Below are 15,885 nucleotides of genomic sequence, written 5' to 3' on the forward strand. Positions count from 1 at the left end.
CAGGGCCACCGGTGAAACAGCCAGGCAGGCGAGCCGCTCCTGGCCCGTCAACCCCCGGGCCGGCCGCGCACCGCTCAGGGCACGCCGACGATGGTGATGCCCGCCGACTCGGCCCCGGCGAAGAGGGCGGGTGCGTCCAGCAGCACCGTGCGCCCCACCTCCAGCGCCAGCACCTTCGCGCTCACTTCCTTCATCACGTCCAGCGTGCGGGGGCCCACCGCCGGCAAGTCGAAGCGCAAGTCCTGCTGCGGCTTGCAGCGCTTCACCACCACCGCGCCGCCGCCACCGCCCAGCTTGCCGCCCCGGCGGATGGTCTCATCCGTGCCCTCCACCGCCTCCAGCGCGAGCACGTGGCCGTTGTGCACCACCACCGTCTGGCCCACATCCGCCTGCCCCAGCAGCACCGCCACCTCGCGCCCCAGCGCCACGTCCTTCTCCTGCGCCGGGTGGAGCTTCGGCCCGGCCAGGTGCCCCTCGGGGCACAGCACCTCGCCGAGGAAGTCCGTGGGGGCGATGATGGTGACGCCGCGCGCCTCGAAGTCCGCGGCCACCGCGCGCAGGAGCGAGTCGTCCCGGAAGCTGCGCAGCTTGGAGATGATGCGCACCGCGCCCAGGTCCGGCCGGGCCTCCGCCAGCGCCCGCACCCGGCCGATGCCGCCCGCCATGGCGGCCTGCTTCACGCCGGCCTCGCGGAAGGCCTTCTGGATGCGGTCCACCTGCCCCACCCGCACCCAGGTGAGGAGGGCCACTTCCGAGGCCAGCGCCGGGTCCGTCTCCCCCCGGTGCGCCACGGCCACCACCTCCAGGCCCCGCGCACGCGCCGCGCGCGCGAAGAGGAAGGGCAGCCGGCCGTTGCCCGCGATGAGGCCGATGCGCTCCACCGCCGACGCTCCTTCCATGGCCACGGGCCCTAGCGCGTCAGGCCGCGCTTGCTCTGCAGGACGAAGTCGATGAGGTGGTCCACCTCGGGGTGGCCGCCCAGCTCCGTGCGCAGCCGGGCCAGCGCGTCCTGCAGGCCCAGCTTCGAGCGGAACAGGATGCGGTGGGCCTCCTTGATGCGCTCGATCTGCTCCTTGGAGTGGCCGCTGCGCTCCAGGCCCACCGTGTTCAGCCCCACCAACTCCGCCCTGTCTCCCTGCGCCGTGGCGTAGGGCGGGATGTCCATGGTCACCATGGCGCCGCCGGAGATGAAGGCGTGCTTGCCCAGCCGGGTGAACTGGTGCACCGCCGCGAGGCCACTGATGATGACGTGGTCCTCCATCGTCACGTGCCCCGCCAGCGCGGAGCCGTTGCCGATGCGGCAGCCGTTGCCCACGACGCAGTCGTGCGCCACGTGGCTGTTGGCCATGAAGAGGTTGCCGCTGCCGATGCGCGTGGCGCCGCCGCCGCCCGCCGTGCCCTTGTGCAGGGTGACGAACTCGCGGACCTGGTTGTCGTCCCCGAGCACGAGCTCGGTGTCCTCGCCCGCGTACTTCAAGTCCTGCGGGTCCGCGCCAATGGAGGTGAACTGGAAGATGCGGTTGCGCGCGCCCAGCGTCGTGCGGCCCTCGATGACGACATGCGAGGCCACGCGCGTGCCCTCGCCGAGCGTCACCTGCGGACCGATGACCGAGTAGGGCCCGACCTCGACCGACGCATGAAGCCGGGCGCCGGGATGGACCACCGCGGTGGGATGAACCTGAGCCATGACCTCTCCTATTGCTCGCGCGGCGGTCAGGACGCCGTGCTCTCTTCCGCCTTGGCGTTCTTGTCCACGACGGTGGCCAGGAACTCGCCCTCGGCGACCCTCACGCCGTCCACCGTCGCCGTGCCCTTCGTCTTCCACACCGAGCCCTTGTGACGGACCACTTCAATCGCGAGCTGCAGCCTGTCGCCGGGCAGCACCGGCTTGCGGAAGCGCGCGCCGTCCACGCCCATCAGGTAGGTGAGCTTGCGGTTCGGGTCCATGCCCTCGCTCTTGTAGGCGAGGATGGCCATGGCCTGGGCCAGCGCCTCCAGGATGAGCACCCCCGGCATGACCGGCTGGCCGGGAAAGTGGCCGTTGAAGAAGGGCTCGTTGATGGTGACGTTCTTGTACGCCGTCAGCTTCTGACCGGGGATGATCTCCACCACCCGGTCGATGAGGAGGAACGGGTACCGGTGCGGCAGCAGGTTCTGGATCTCTTGGATGTCCATCACTCCCCCTTCTCCTTCTCGAGCGTCTCCACCCTGCGGCGCAGGGCGCGCACTTCCTTGAGCAGGTCCGCCACCTGTCCCGCCGCGGCGCTGGCCCTCAGCCAGTCGCGGTGGGGCACGGCCGGACTGCCGCTCACCACCTGTCCGTCCTCCACGTCGTGCGCCACGCCAGACTGGGCGCCGACCTTGGCCAGGTCGCCCACGCGGATGTGGCCCACCACGCCCACCTGCCCGGCCAGCACCACGCCGGTGCCAATCTCCGCGGAGCCGGACACGCCGGCCTGCGCGCAGATGAGCGACAGCGGGCCCACCTTCACGTTGTGGGCAATCTGCACCAGGTTGTCGAGCTTCGTGCCGCGGCCCACCACCGTCTCACCCACCGTCGCGCGGTCGATGCAGGTGCAGGCCCCGACTTCGACGTCGTCCTCGATGCGGACGATGCCCACCTGGGGAATCTTGAAGTGCTCCGGCCCCTGCGCCCCTTCCGGGTCGAAGGCAAAGCCAAAGCCGTCCGCGCCCACCACGCTGGAGGCGTGGAGGATGACGCGCGCGCCGAGGATGCAGCGCTCGCGCACCGTGACATTGGGGTACAGGATGCAGTCGTCACCCACGCGGGCGTGCTCGCCCACGTAGGCGCCGGGGTACAGCACCGTGCGCGCGCCCACGGAGGCGCCCTTGTCCACGGAGGCGCCGGGCAGCACCGCGGCCTCCGGGTGGACGGTGGCGTCCGGGTGCACCCACGCGCCGGGACGCACGCCCGGGGACGGGAGCGAGGGCGGGTGGAACAGGGCCAGCAGCTTCGCGTAGGCCAGGTGCGGGTTGGGCACGCGCACGAGCGCCACCCCGTCACGGGGCGGCGTGTCGGTGCCCACCAGGACGGCGGAGGCGCGGGTGGCCTCGAACTGCCGCCGGTAGCGGACGTTGCCGTAGAAGGACACGTCCCCCGGGCCCGCTTCCTCGAGCCCGTTGAGTCCGTGGATGAGCTGCTGGGAGTCTCCGAGGAGCTCACCGCCCACGTGGGCGGCAAGCTCCCCGAGCCGTCGGGGGGTCGAGGGGGTCTGCACGGGGGAGCCGACTACTTCTTCGGAGCGTCCTTGGTCGGCGCGTCCTTCGGCGCCGAGGCGGGCTTCTTCGCCGAGTTGTACGCGCGGATGACCTCGTTGGAGATGTCGTGCTGCGAGCGGGCGAAGACGAGGCCCGAGTCGCGCTTCTCCAGGACGAAGGCCAGGTCGTCACGCTCGGCGAGGCCGGCGATGACCTGGTCGATCTTCCCGACGATGGGCTCCATCTCCTGCCGCTCCTTGTTGGCGGCCTCGGCGCGGCTCTTCTCCCACTTCTGCGCGAGCACCATCACCTTGCGCTGGAGCTCCGCCTCCTTCTGCGCCTTGGCGTCCGGGCTCATGGCGCTGGCCTGCTTGTCCAGCATCTCCTTCTCCTTGCGGAGGGCGTCCTGCTCCCGGTCGATTTCCTTCTGGCGCTCATCCAGCCACTTCTGGAGGCGGGCCTTGGCGGCCTTGCCGTCATCCACCTCGAGCAGGACGCGCTGCAGATCCACGAAGGCGATCTTCTGCTCGGCGGAGGCAGCCACCGGCAGGGCGAGCGAAACGACAGCGGCCGCGGCCGCGAGGGTGGTGCGAAGCGACATGTTCAACAGCTCCTAGGGAAGGTTACAGGCTCCGACGGCAGGCCCCCGGGCTTGTTCAATTCCCCCCTGGAGGGGCATGGAGCCGGGAAGAAGCGGAGCAAGGGCTTATCAGAAGAAGTTGCCGATAGTGAACTCGAACAGGATGCGGTCGTCTTCCGGCCGCCTGGTGAGCGGGATACCCCACTCGAAGCGCAGGGGGCCAATGGGCGAGAACCACCGGAAGCCGAAGCCGGCCGAGTGGAAGAGGCCGAGCGGCAGCTTGTCCTGCTTGTCCTGGAAGAAGCGCTCGGTCGTCCCGAAGGAGTTGCCCGCGTCATAGAAGAGCACGCCGCGCAGGCCGGCCTTCTCGAAGATGGGGAATTCCAGCTCGAAGTTGAAGACGAGCTGCTTGTTGCCGCCCACCAGGAAGTCCGTGGTGGTGGCGTCCGGGTTGCCGGAGCGGGGCACCTTCACCGAGGGGCTGATGCTACGCAGGTAGTAGCCGCGGACGCTGTTGATGCCACCGACGTAGTAGAGCTCGGAGATGGGCAGCGGCTTGTCCTGGTCCAGCTGCTGGATGTAGCCGATGGTGGCGTTGGTCTTGAAGACGAAGCCCAGCGGCATGGGGAAGTACAGGCGCGAGTACGCGGTGTACCGGTTGAAGAGGAACGTGCCGCCCAGGAAGGACGGGGCCGTCTCCACCGAGCCGTAGTGGATGAAGCCGCGCGAGGGGAACAGGCGGTTGTCGCGCCGGTCGAACGACAGCGACAGGCGCAGCGCGCTGGTGACGCCGGACAGGAACTGGTTGGCCAGGAGCACCGCGCCCAGGTTCTGCCCCGCCTCCACGTCCACCCACTCACGCGAGTAGCCGACGGTGCCCAGCAGGTCGTCCACGAACTGGTAGCCGATGGAGACGCTGCCACCGGTGGAGTTGCGGATGAAGCCCTCGTAGTCCGCCTGGACGCGGAAGAACTCCGTCGACAGCAGGTAGTTCGTGTCCAGGAAGTACGGGTCATAGAAGGACAGCTGCACCAGCGAGCGCAGGCCTGAAATCTGGGCGGACGCGGAGACGCTCTGGCCCCAGCCCAGGAAGTTGTTCTGGGAGATCTGCGCCGTGAAGATGAAGTTCTCCACGTTGGAGAAGCCGAGGCCCACCTGGAAGGTGCCGGTGGCCTTCTCCTTCACCTCCACCTGCAGGACGATGGTGTCGTCCTGGCTGCCGGGGCGCTGGGTGATTTCCACCGTCTCGAAGAAGCCCAGGGCGGTGACGCGCTCGCGGCTGCGGCGCACGCCGGTGCCGCTGTAGAGCTCACCCTCGTAGATGCGCAGCTCGCGGCGGATGACCTTGTCGCGGGTCTTGCTGTTGCCCACGACTTCGATGCGCTCGACGGTGACCTGGGGGCCCTTCTGCACGTCGAAGGTCAGGTCCACCGTCTTGTTGTCCGCGTTGACGCTGGTGACGGGGTTGATGTTCGCGTAGGCGTAGCCGCGGTCGTAGTAGACGTCCGAGACGGAGACGATGTCCTGCGACAGCTGGGTGCGGTTGAAGCGCGCCCCGGTGCGCGAGCGCATCAGCGACGCCATCGTCTCCTTGGACACGTCGGGGAGCACGTCACCGGAGAAGTCGATCTTCCCGATGTCGTAGGCCTCGCCCTCGGTGACGCGGATGGTGATGTAGATGAAGCGCTTGTCCGCGGAGAGCTGGACGGAGGGCTTGTCCACCCGGACGTTGATGAAGCCGCGGTCGAAGTAGGCGAACTGGATGACCTGGAGGTCGCGCTCGAAGGCCTCCTGGCGGTAGGTGCCCTCGCCGGTGAAGAAGGAGAAGAAGCCACCCTCGCGGGTGATCATCGTCTCCTTCAGCACGTCCGCGGGGACCTTCTCCGCGCCGAGGAAGGTGATCTGCTTGACCATCACCTTGGCGCGCTCGTTCGTCACGAAGACGACGTCCACGCTGCCGGGGCTGTCCGGCACGGGCTTGAGCTGGTGGGTGACCTCGGCGAGGAAGTAGCCCTTCTCCACGTACTTCGCCTGGATCTTCCCCACGCTGGAGCGCACCGTCTCCATGTCCAGGATGGTGTTGGGCTTGACGTCGATGTCCTCCTTCAGGTCCTCCTGGCTCAGCTCCTCGTTGCCCTGCAGCTGCACGAGCCGGATGACGGGCCGCTCCTCGACGCGGACGACGTAGGCCACGCCCCTGGGCAGCCGCTGGACGAGCAGCTCCACGTTCTGGAAGTAGCCCAGGGCCCAGACGGCGCGCAGGTCCTGCGCGGTGTTGGCGGGCAGCAGGGCCTGGCCCACCTTGGTGCGCAGGGCGCGGCGGATGGCCTCGGCCTCCACGCGCTTGTTGCCCTCGACGCGAATCTCCACCACCCGGTTCTCGTCATCCGCGGAGGCGGGGGCGTCCCCGGGGGGGGCGACTTCGGGGGCCGGAGCCGGCTCCGGGGTGCCCGCGTCACCGGGCTCCAGGGAGAGAGCAGAGGGAGAGGTCACCGCCGGAACGGGCGCGGGAGCGGGCACACCTCCGTCCACCTGGGCCCGGACACTTCCGGGCACGAGGGAGAACAGGGCGACCGCCAGCAGCGGGAGCAGTGACTTGCGCAACAGAACGGGGAGCCTCAAGGGGAGACCGGCCAGGAAAAGGCGGGGCAATGTACGGGAAGGGGCGCGAGTCCCTCAATCCAAAAGCAACGGGTCATCACGCCTCCGACACCTCGCCCCCGGCCAGCCTCAGACGGCGGGGCATGGAGCGGGCAAGCGTCTCGTTGTGGGTGACCACCACGGCGGTGATGCCCAAATCCCGGTTTACCTCGCGCAGGAGCTGGTGGATGCCCTCGCCGGTGGCCGGGTCCAGGTTGCCGGTCGGCTCGTCGGCGAGCAGGACGGCGGGCTTGAGCACCAGGGCCCGGGCCAGGGCCACGCGCTGGGCCTCGCCGCCGGACAGCTCGCCGGGGCGGTGGTCCACGCGCTGGCCCAGCCCCACCCGCTCCAGCAGCTCGCGGGCGTAGGCATAGGCGCCGGTGCGCTCCTGGCGCTGGATGAGGGCCGGCATGGCCACGTTCTCCAGGGCGGTGAACTCCGGCAGCAGGAAGTGGCTCTGGAAGACGAAGCCGATGGTGCGGTTGCGGAACTCGGCGATCTCCGCGTCGTTCATGGAGAAGACGGAGCGGCCGTCGAACATCACCTCGCCGGCGGCCGGTGCGTCCAGGGTGCCCAGGACATGGAGGAAGGTGCTCTTGCCGGCACCGGACGCGCCAATCAGCGAGACGAGCGAGCCCTTCTCGATGTCCAGCGACACGCCGCGCAGCACGTCGATGCGCTTGCCATGCAGGAAGTAGCTCTTGAAGACATTGCGGATGGACAACAGCGCCATGGCTACTCCGCCTTGAGGCCTTCCACCGGCTCCACGCTGCTGGCCTTGAGGGCCGGGTAGATGGAGGCGAGGTAGGTGACGAGCACCGCGATGACGACGGCCAGCGCGGTCTGCACGGGCTCGATGCGCACCGGCAGCGCGGGAATGTAATAGACCTCCGGGTCCAGCTTGATGCCCACCTTCTCGATGAAGACGCACCAGGCGAGCCCGGAGAACAGGCCCAGCAGGCCCCCCGCCACGCCAATCTGGAGGCCTTCGGCGAGGAAGATCTTCACGATGCCGCCGTCGGAGACGCCCAGCGCCTTGAGGACGGAGATCTCCTTGCGCTTCTCCAGCACCAGCATGATGACGGTGGCGACGATGAGGCCGGCGGCCACGACGATGATGATGGACAGGATGATGCCCATCACCAGCTTCTCCAGGCGCAGCGCGGAGAAGAGGTTCTTGTTCATCTCCCCCCAGTCCCGTGCCCGGTAGGGATAGCCGCCCAGCACCTTCACCACCTGCCCGGCGATGCGGCGCGCGTCGTCGATGTCCGCGACCTTCAGCTCGATGCCGGAGGCGCCCTGGACCTCGAAGAAGTTCTGCGCCTCCTTGAGCAGGATGTAGACGAACTTGGAGTCGTACTCGTACATGCCCGAGTAGAAGATGCCCGCGACGCGGAAGGCGCGGCTCTTCGGAATGGGCCCGGACGGGCCCAGCTCGGTACCGAGCGGGGACACCACGTTCACCCGGTCCCCCACCACCACGCGCAGCGAGGCCGCCAGCTCGCGACCGACGATGATGCCCGGCAGCACCGCGGGCTTCGCCGGCTTGCCGGTGCGGCGGATGATGTCGTCCTCGGCGCCGGCCTCCGTGCCGCTGCCGCCCGCGGGCGAGGCGCCGTCGTCCTCCTCGGGGAGGCCGCGGTTGAGGATCTTCTCCGGCGTGTAGAGGATCTCGAGCTTGCCGCCGCCGAGGAGGTAGTTCGGCAGGTCCGTCACCGAGCCCACCGTCTCCGGGTCGATGCCCTTGATGATGACGCCGTCGACGTTGCCCTCGGAGGCAATCATCACCTGGTTGATGATGAAGGGCGTCTGGCCCACCACGCCGGGCACCCGGCCGATGGACTCCATGACCTTCGGGTACTCGGGCAGCTCGCCCGCGTACTTGGACACCACCGCGTGCGCGTTGGTGCCGAGAATCTTCTGCTGGAGGTCGGCCTCGAAGCCGCTCATCACCGACAGGACGATGATGAGCGCCATGACGCCCACGCCGACGCCGCCCACGGACAGCGCGGTCATCATCATGGTGGGCGACTGCTCACGCAGCTTCAGCCGGTTGAGGTCCGAGGCCGCGGCCAGCGGGTCCGCCATGCCGAGCGCGCGGATGCGGGTGCGCTCCACGGCGGCTTCCGCCGAGCGGATGATGAAGTAGATGAGCAGCGGCGGGATGATGCCGAACAGCAGCACCGCCAGCGTGCCCAGCAGCAGCGACGGGCGGAACACCGCCACGTGGCGGCGCGCGACGAACAGCTCGAAGCCCAGCTTCAGGTCCACCCGGCCGCTGCCGGCGGCGATGAAGCCGGTGTTGATGCCCAGCACCAGCGCCAGCACCAGCGCGGTGAAGACCAGCCAGTACGCCAGCTCCGGGCGGCCGAGCAGGCCCGCCACGTACGTCACCTCGCGCAGCCGGTAGCCGAGCGCCAGCTGCAGCGCGGGCACCCGCTCCATCAGCGTGAGGACGATGGGGATGGGCAGGCCGAGGTAGAGCACGCCGATGGTGGCCTCGGGCAGCGACAGCCGCTGCGCGCGCGAGGCGCCGATGAAGCCGCAGACGAAGGCCACCGCGCACGCCACCACCAGGGAGATGGCGAAGGCCCCGGTGGGCGGCAGGGCCAGGCCCCCGCCGGCATTCTGCGCCGCGCTGCCCACTTCCGTGGACGGCACGCCGCTGGAGAGCACCGTCTGCAGGAGGATGAGGGCCACCTCCGCCAGGAGGACGCCGCCGCCGTAGGCGCCCAGCGTGCTCCAGTAGAAGTCGCGGTAGCGCGCCAGGCGCGGATACAGCGGGGCCCCCGCGGCCGGGCTGGGGCCCTCGCCAGGACCGGTGGTGCGTCGGATGCCGGCGGCGATGAGCCCCCAGCCCGCCAGCCAGGCGAGCGTGCCGGACAGCAGCATGCCGGTGCTGCCCTGCGCGCCGGCCCCGCCCGTGGCGGACTGGACGGGGAGCAGCACGGCGGCGTCGAACACCTGGAGCACCCCGCCCCACCCGAGGAGGGACAGCCCCAGGGCGGCGCTCACCTCCGCCCAGGCCTGGGATGAGGAGATGGCCACCCCGAGCAGGATGAAGCCCACCAGGGCCACGAGGGCCCCGGTCCAGATGAAACTCCAGCGATGGACGGTACGCCGTTCGGCCGAGTGCACGAGGCCTCCTGGCTACTTCGCCAGTGGCTTGAGGAGGGGGAAAAGAATGACGTCGCGAATGCTCTGGGAATCCGTGAACAGCATGGCGAGCCGATCAATCCCGATGCCCTCACCGGCCGTGGGCGGCATGCCGTGCTCGAGGGCGCGGATGTAGTCTTCGTCGTAGTCCATCGTCTCCTGCTGGCCCCGCTGCTTCGCCTCCAGCTGGGCCATGAAGCGGCCCTTCTGGTCCAGCGGGTCGTTCAGCTCGGAGAAGGCGTTCGCGATTTCCCGCCCCGCCACATACAGCTCGAACCGGTCCGTGACTTCCGGATTCGCGTCGTTGCGGCGGGCGAGCGGGGAGATGGCGGTGGGGAAATGGGTGATGAAGGTGGGATGGACGAGGCTGCCCTCGACGTGGTGCTCGAAGAGCGCGCCCACCAGCTCGCCGTGGTTCATGGCGTCGATGGCCCGCCGCTCGGACTCCGCGTGGGACGTCTTGAGCAGCTCGGCGCGGAGCCGGTCCGCGTCCATCATGTCCTTGTCGGACAGCGCGCCGCCCACCGCCTCGCGGATGGCCTCCGTCATGGAGATGCGCTTCCAGCCCTTGCCGAAGTCCAGCACGTGCTCGCCGTACTTCACCTTCGTGTCGCCGGTGACGGCCTTCGCCGCGGCGGAGAGCATCTCCTCGGTGAGGTCCATCAGGTCCTCGTACGTGGCGTACGCCTGATAGAACTCCAGCATCGTGAACTCGGGGTTGTGCCGGGTGCTGATGCCTTCGTTGCGGAAGTTGCGGTTGATTTCGTAGACGCGCTCCATGCCGCCCACCACCAGGCGCTTGAGATGCAGCTCCGGGGCGATGCGCATGAACAGGTCGATGTCGAGCGCGTTGTGGTGCGTGGAGAAGGGCCGCGCCGCCGCGCCCGAGACGAGCGAGTGCATCATCGGCGTCTCCACCTCGACGAAGTCCCGGGTGTCGAGGAAGTCCCGGATGAAGCGGACGAGCTTCGTGCGCTTGAGGAACGTGGCCTTCACGTCCGGGTTGGAGACCATGTCCAGGTAGCGCTGGCGGTAGCGGATTTCGACGTCCGTGAGGCCGTGCCACTTCTCCGGCAGGGGCCGGAGGGACTTGGTGAGCGGAACGAACTTCGTCGCGGACAGCGTCAGCTCGCCCGTCTTGGAGCGGAAGACGGGGCCGGTGGCGGCGAGGAAGTCACCCAGGTCGGCGAGCTTGAAGACCTCGTAGTCGTCACCCAGGGCGTCCTTCTTCATGTGGACCTGGATTTCGCCGGACCTGTCCCTCAGCTTGATGAAGGCGGCCTTGCCGAACGAGCGCATGGCGACGACGCGACCGGCGACGTCGTAGACGGTGGGCGAGGCGTCCAGTTCTTCAGTGGACTGGGTGGCGTGCCGGGCGTGGATGTCCGCGGCCAGGTGCTGGGGCCGGTAGCCGTTGCCATACGGGTTGAAGCCGGCCTTGCTCCACCTGGCGGCCTTCTCCAGCCGCTGGTCGTAGATCTCCTGCTCCTTGGACCCGGTGTCGTTGTTCTGTTCTTCAGCCATGGCGCGCCCCTGCAAAGGCGCGGCACCGTAGCCAAGGCTCCCCCCGGAAGCAACGCAACACAGCGACGGACGGTCAGGGAGCAGCCATGAAGAGGAACGCGGCCACCGCGGCCCCCAGGAGCAGGGGGATGATGATTTCCACCGGGACGCGGTAGTGCACGTGCTTCGTGTGCAGGCCGCGCAGGCCGAAGCGGCGCTGGCGGCGCACCCGGTTCATCACCTGCGTGGCGAGCGCGGGCGGGGCCTTCTCCCGCTCCACGCCCTTGAGCCGCTGCAGGGTGAACGCGTAGCCCTCCCAGCCCTTGCGGCAGTCCTCGCAGCCGTCCAGGTGGGTACGCACCGCCTGCGCCTTGGGGGCGGGCAGTTCGTCGTCGGCGAGTGCGAGGAACAGGGCCCTCGCCTCGCGGTGGTTCATCCGCGGGTCCACGTCCGGGAGTTTGCGATGGATGAGGGTCATGGCTCAAGCCGCCCCAGGAGGTCCGCCAGCTTTTCCCGCGCCCGGTGCAGCCTGCTCTTCACCGTGCCCTCGGGCAGCTCGGTAATCTCGATGATTTCGTCGTAGCTCAGGCCCTCGATGTCGCGCAGGGCCACCAGCATGCGTGCGTCCGGCTCCAGCTGGGAGATGGCCCACTGGACACGGGCGCGCTCGCGGGCGGACTCGAGCGCCGCGTCCGGCGCGGGCGGGGCCCCGGGCCCGTCCACCCAGAGGGCACTGGCCTCGTCGTACTCCTCCGAGCGGCCCCGGCCCCGGCGCTTGAGGTACTTCAGCCGGTTGATGCAGTGGTTCTTCGTAATCCGGAACAGCCAGGTGGACAGCTTCGAGTCCTCGCGGAAGCGGCGGACGTTCTGGTGGACGCTGACGAAGATTTCCTGCACCAGGTCGTGCGCCTCCTCGCGGTCTCCCACCATGCGCACGCAGAAGTCGTAGAGCCGGTCCTGGTGCGTGCGCACCAGCAGCTCGAAGGCGTCCGGGTCCCCACGGCGCAGCCGGTTGAGCAGCGCCACGTCCTGTCGCCGGGCCTCGGACGCCTCGGCGACGGCCGGCCCTTCCTGTCCGATTTCGAGCACGCCGCCCGACGTCACCGGTGTCCTCCCGCGACAGCCCCTCCGTCCATGGAGGTGCCACCGTCCCTTCAGCCTACCCCGTCCCCTGCCCCGTGCGCCCTCGGACAGCGGGGCCGGGAAAAAGGTTCCCGGAGTGCGTGGCGAAGCGGCGGGCCCGGGGCGTCAGGACCCGGCCCGGGGTGTGACGGGGGCCGGGGAGGACGCGCTGAGGACCTAGTCCGCGCCCGCGCTGCGGTTGGGGTTCTTCACCCCGAGCAGCTGTGCGGTGACGAACTCATCCAGGTCGCCGTCCAGCACCGCGTCCACGTTGCCCGTCTCCACGCCGGTGCGCAGGTCCTTCACCATGCGGTACGGGGCGAGCACGTAGCTGCGAATCTGCGAGCCGAAGGAGATGTCCTTCTTCTGCGCCTCCGCCGCGTCGCGCGCGGCCTCGCGCTTCTTCATCTCCAGTTCGAACAGGCGGCCGCGCAGAATCTTGAAGGCCATGTCCTTGTTGGCCGACTGCGAGCGCTCCGTCTGGCAGGTGATGATGATGCCGGTGGGCAGGTGGCGCAGCTGCGCGGTGGACGACGTCTTGTTCACCTTCTGACCGCCCGCGCCGCCGCCGCGGATGAACTTCAGGTCGATGTCCTTCTCCGGGATGTCGATCTGGATGGTGTCGTCCACCTCCGGATAGACGTCCACGGACGCGAAGGCCGTCTGGCGCCGCGCGTTGGCGTCGAACGGGCTGATGCGCACCAGCCGGTGCACGCCGACCTCCGCCTTGAGGTAGCCGTAGGCGAAGTCGCCTTCGATGCGCAGGGAGACGTTCTTGAAGCCCGCCTCCTCGCCCGGCACCTCGTCGTTGATTTCCACCTTCCAGCCCTTGGTCTCGCAGTAGCGCGAGTACATCCGCAACAGCATGGCGGCCCAGTCCATGGAGTCCGTGCCACCGGCGCCGGCGTTGATGTCCATGAAGCAGCTGCTGCGGTCCTGCTCGCCGGACAACATGCGCGCCAGCTCGAGCTTCGCGACGTCGCCCTCCAGGCCTTCCAGCGAGCCCTCCGCCTCCTTCGCGGTGTCCGCGTCGTTGGCCTCGGCCGCCAGCTCCAGCAGGGCCTGCGCGTCGTCCAGGCCGCGCATCACCTTGTCGTAGGCGCCCACGCTGGCCTCCATCGTGGACTTCTCCTTCAACATCCCCTGGGCCTTGGCGTGGTCGTCCCAGAAGGTGGGGAGCGTGGACTCCCTCTCGATCAGCGCGATGCGCGAGCGCTTGCGGTCGAGGTCAAAGATGCCCCCGGAGCGCCAACACGCGCTCCCTCAGGCCGTTGATCTTCTCCATCGAATCGTTCGCCATGGTGTCGTCCTCGTGTCCGCGGTGGCATTCGCCCGCCGCGCTCGGGAAGGGGTTGAGAGGAAAAAAGGGTCAGGGAGTCTTGAGCGAAGGGACGGCATCCCCCCGCCCGGCTGACGCGCGGTCCGCGCCGCGAAGGCGCGCCAGCACCCGGTCCAGCCCGAAGGCGCCGGCCATGCCCACGGAGATGGGCAGGATGAGCGCGATGAGGCGCCAGTTGTCCTGGTCGAACGGCGGCAGAATCTTGAGCACCACGCCCAGCAGGCCCGAGGCCGCCAGCACCAGCCACACCTTGAACAGGCGGGCGCGCGCCTTCGTGCTGTTCCACATCAGCGCCACGCCGAAGGGCAGCGCCAGCAGCGTCAGCGGGTTGGCGAGGAAGAGGTTCTCGTTCCGGTACGTCACCGTGTGGTCCGTCACCAGCCACATGATGAACAGCGCCGTGCCGGGGATGCCGAGCGCGAGCCCCAGCACCGCGTTCTCCAGCGCGAGCAGCAGCCGCGCCACCCGGCTGCCCTTCCGCTCCCACGCCGCCAGGCCCAGCGCCGCGCCGCCGAGCGCCACGCCGAGCGCCAGAATCCAGGGGCCCCACGCCGGAGGCTCCGCGGGCGGGCGCTTGCGCGTGGGGGACTCGTAGTAGTTCCAGGTCTTCGCCGCCAGCGACTGCGGCGTCCCGTCCGCGCCCTTCACCTGCAGCGCCGCCACCTGCGTCTCCAGCTCGTCCGGGAGGAAGGCCTCCTCCCACTTCGTGATGGGATGATCGATTTCATCATTCATCATGAAGTCGAGCAGCACGCTCATGGGCGCATTCACGGCGGTGTAGCGCCGCGTGTGCTCGCGCAGCGTCATGCGCCCCGGGGCCCGGTCCATCTCCTTCAGCTGCCCGCCCGTGGCGACGTCAATCATGTCGCGCAGCCGGGTGACGCAGTTGTCGTTGTAATGGTGGTACAGGTACTCGCGGTTCTCCGGCAGCACGTTGTCCGCCAGCCGCTTCGCGACGACGACGCGCTGCTCGGGGGTGAGGTTCAGCTCCTGGATGCGGACGTCGCGGTCCTCCGCCTGGTAGTAGCGGAAGGTGGAGCCGACGGACGAGTGGCCCACCCAGAACTCCAGCCGGCCCATGGCGAAGCGGGCCAGCATGGTGTCGTTGAAGGTGAACATCCCGTAGTTGTAGAGGCGCTGCTGCCCAAGCCGCTTGTCCTCCACCACCAGCGAGCCGTGCCCCCACCACGAGGGCACGTCGTCCCCGGGGCTGAACGTCACCAGCCAGATGGACAGGTCCTCACCCTGGCTCTGCCCGGAGCCCCAGGGCGGAATGGAAATCTCGCGCGCGTGGGCCGGGGCCGTCCACAGAAGCAGGCCGAGCAGGCAGGTGGCGATGAGTGACAGGCGGGGCATGGAGTCCGTCCAACACACGGGAGGCGGCCTACCTATCATGCGTGCCGCCCGACTCAACCGGAGGATGCCGGATTGTCCGGCGGGGGGCCGAGGAAGGGCCTACATCAGGCTGCGGGCCCGGCGCGCCTTCGCATCCACCTGGAGCGAGTCCGCGACCATGCCGTGCTCGCCCAGCAGCTGCTCCTCCAGCGCCGCCATCCGCTTCGCGTCGCGCGGCTTCTCGTGGTCGTGCCCCAGGAGGTGCAGGAGGCCGTGCGCCAGGTAGCGCGCCATCTCCGCTTCCAGGGTGCGGCCGTACTCCTTGGCCTGCTTCTTCGCGGTGTCCAGCGAGATGACCACGTCGCCCAGCGGGCGCGGCCCCGGCGTGCCCTTGGGCAGTTCCCCCGCGGGGAAGCTGAGCACGTCCGTCGCCTTGTCCTTGTTGCGCCAGGTGCGGTTGAGGCGGCGGATGGCCCTGTCGTCCACCAGCGACAGCGACAGCTCGCAGCCGGACAGGCCCAGCTGCTTGAGGTAGTCGCGCGCCCAGCCCGACAACAGCCGTGAGTACTCGCGCCCCTGGCCGTGCGCCACCTGCACCGTGACGTGGTACTCGGCCTCGCGCGGCGCGGGCGCCTCCATGTGCGCCAGCTCCGGGCGGAAGGCCGGTGCGCAAACGGACCAGTAGTCGCACGCGCCCTGCCCGTCGTTGCGGTACACCACGCGCTTGCCGCGCGGCACCAGGCCCACCTCGCCCGCGGCCACGCGCTCGCGGCGGCCTTCCACCACCACCGTCAGCTCGCCGGTGAGGACGATGACCACCTCGTCGAACTCGGGGCGCTGCGCCGGCTCGGACCAGCCCGGTGGGGCGAGCATCCGCGCAACGGAGGCCGCCTCCGTGCCGGTGGTGGCCGCTCCCACGAACTCCTCGATGCGCTTGCCGTCGTCGCGGGGAATCAGCTTCCCCTTGCGGAGTCTCACACCGTTGCTCCTC

Annotated in this window: 14 protein-coding genes; all 14 read right to left on the bottom strand. The window is 69.2% G+C overall.

Going from position 1 to position 15,885, the window contains the following annotated elements; all coding sequences use genetic code 11:
* Window positions 1-74 precede the first annotated feature (74 nt).
* Window positions 75-881 (bottom strand): LpxI family protein, encoded by an 807-nt coding sequence (locus tag ACX9TP_RS30680; RefSeq protein WP_482982246.1) that lies wholly within the window; start codon window positions 879-881, stop codon window positions 75-77.
* 29 nt (window positions 882-910) lie between these two features.
* Window positions 911-1,687 carry an acyl-ACP--UDP-N-acetylglucosamine O-acyltransferase gene (lpxA, locus tag ACX9TP_RS30685; protein WP_482974183.1) on the bottom strand — a complete coding sequence of 259 codons (777 nt, stop codon included), beginning with the start codon at window positions 1,685-1,687 and terminating at the stop codon, window positions 911-913.
* Window positions 1,688-1,713: 26 nt separating this feature from the next.
* A complete protein-coding gene (gene fabZ / locus ACX9TP_RS30690) occupies window positions 1,714-2,175 on the bottom strand; it encodes a 3-hydroxyacyl-ACP dehydratase FabZ (RefSeq protein WP_482974184.1) in 462 nt (153 codons plus the stop codon).
* Window positions 2,175-3,239, bottom strand: a complete 1,065-nt coding sequence (lpxD, locus tag ACX9TP_RS30695; RefSeq protein ID WP_482974185.1) for a UDP-3-O-(3-hydroxymyristoyl)glucosamine N-acyltransferase — start codon at window positions 3,237-3,239, stop codon at window positions 2,175-2,177. The genes fabZ and lpxD overlap by 1 nt, the downstream gene beginning before the upstream one ends.
* An 11-nt stretch (window positions 3,240-3,250) precedes the next feature.
* On the bottom strand, window positions 3,251-3,820 hold the full coding sequence (locus ACX9TP_RS30700) for an OmpH/Skp family outer membrane protein (RefSeq protein WP_482974186.1): 570 nt from the start codon (window positions 3,818-3,820) through the stop codon (window positions 3,251-3,253).
* A 108-nt stretch (window positions 3,821-3,928) separates the two neighbouring features.
* Window positions 3,929-6,403 carry an outer membrane protein assembly factor BamA gene (gene bamA / locus ACX9TP_RS30705; RefSeq protein ID WP_482974187.1) on the bottom strand — a complete coding sequence of 825 codons (2,475 nt, stop codon included), beginning with the start codon at window positions 6,401-6,403 and terminating at the stop codon, window positions 3,929-3,931.
* A 94-nt stretch (window positions 6,404-6,497) separates the two neighbouring features.
* Window positions 6,498-7,172, bottom strand: a complete 675-nt coding sequence (locus tag ACX9TP_RS30710) for an ABC transporter ATP-binding protein (RefSeq protein ID WP_482974188.1) — start codon at window positions 7,170-7,172, stop codon at window positions 6,498-6,500.
* 2 nt (window positions 7,173-7,174) lie between these two features.
* Complete coding sequence (locus ACX9TP_RS30715) at window positions 7,175-9,577, bottom strand: FtsX-like permease family protein (RefSeq protein WP_482974189.1); 2,403 nt, start codon at window positions 9,575-9,577, stop codon at window positions 7,175-7,177.
* A gap of 12 nt (window positions 9,578-9,589) precedes the next feature.
* Window positions 9,590-11,119, bottom strand: coding sequence for a lysine--tRNA ligase (gene lysS, locus ACX9TP_RS30720; protein WP_482974190.1), 1,530 nt, complete (start codon window positions 11,117-11,119; stop codon window positions 9,590-9,592).
* 73 nt (window positions 11,120-11,192) lie between these two features.
* Entirely contained in the window at window positions 11,193-11,576 is a 384-nt protein-coding gene (locus ACX9TP_RS30725) for an anti-sigma factor family protein (RefSeq protein WP_482974191.1), read from the bottom strand.
* Window positions 11,573-12,202 carry an RNA polymerase sigma factor gene (locus ACX9TP_RS30730; RefSeq protein ID WP_482974192.1) on the bottom strand — a complete coding sequence of 210 codons (630 nt, stop codon included), beginning with the start codon at window positions 12,200-12,202 and terminating at the stop codon, window positions 11,573-11,575. Before ACX9TP_RS30730 ends, ACX9TP_RS30725 begins: the two co-directional genes overlap by 4 nt.
* 195 nt (window positions 12,203-12,397) lie before the next feature.
* A protein-coding gene (gene prfB, locus ACX9TP_RS30735) for a peptide chain release factor 2 (RefSeq protein ID WP_482974193.1) occupies window positions 12,398-13,520 on the bottom strand; the annotation gives its coding sequence in 2 pieces (ribosomal slippage) (window positions 12,398-13,450 and window positions 13,452-13,520; 1,122 coding nt in all).
* 69 nt (window positions 13,521-13,589) lie between these two features.
* A complete protein-coding gene (locus ACX9TP_RS30740) occupies window positions 13,590-14,915 on the bottom strand; it encodes an Lnb N-terminal periplasmic domain-containing protein (RefSeq protein ID WP_482974194.1) in 1,326 nt (441 codons plus the stop codon).
* A gap of 99 nt (window positions 14,916-15,014) precedes the next feature.
* The gene (ybeY, locus tag ACX9TP_RS30745; RefSeq protein WP_482974195.1) at window positions 15,015-15,872 is read right to left on the bottom strand and encodes an rRNA maturation RNase YbeY; all 858 of its coding nucleotides are present in this window, start codon (window positions 15,870-15,872) and stop codon (window positions 15,015-15,017) included.
* Window positions 15,873-15,885: the final 13 nt, after the last annotated feature.

Source organism: Pyxidicoccus sp. M15 (genome assembly GCF_056858435.1).

Excerpts from the sequence above, each read along its gene's own strand:
- lpxA (WP_482974183.1), bottom strand. The coding sequence starts at position 1,687 with ATGGCTCAGGTTCATCCCACCGCGGTGGTCCATCCCGGCGCCCGGCTT.
- fabZ (WP_482974184.1), bottom strand. The coding sequence starts at position 2,175 with ATGGACATCCAAGAGATCCAGAACCTGCTGCCGCACCGGTACCCGTTC.
- ACX9TP_RS30700 (WP_482974186.1), bottom strand. The coding sequence starts at position 3,820 with ATGTCGCTTCGCACCACCCTCGCGGCCGCGGCCGCTGTCGTTTCGCTC.
- ACX9TP_RS30710 (WP_482974188.1), bottom strand. The coding sequence starts at position 7,172 with ATGGCGCTGTTGTCCATCCGCAATGTCTTCAAGAGCTACTTCCTGCAT.
- lysS (WP_482974190.1), bottom strand. The coding sequence starts at position 11,119 with ATGGCTGAAGAACAGAACAACGACACCGGGTCCAAGGAGCAGGAGATC.
- ACX9TP_RS30725 (WP_482974191.1), bottom strand. The coding sequence starts at position 11,576 with ATGACCCTCATCCATCGCAAACTCCCGGACGTGGACCCGCGGATGAAC.
- ACX9TP_RS30740 (WP_482974194.1), bottom strand. The coding sequence starts at position 14,915 with ATGCCCCGCCTGTCACTCATCGCCACCTGCCTGCTCGGCCTGCTTCTG.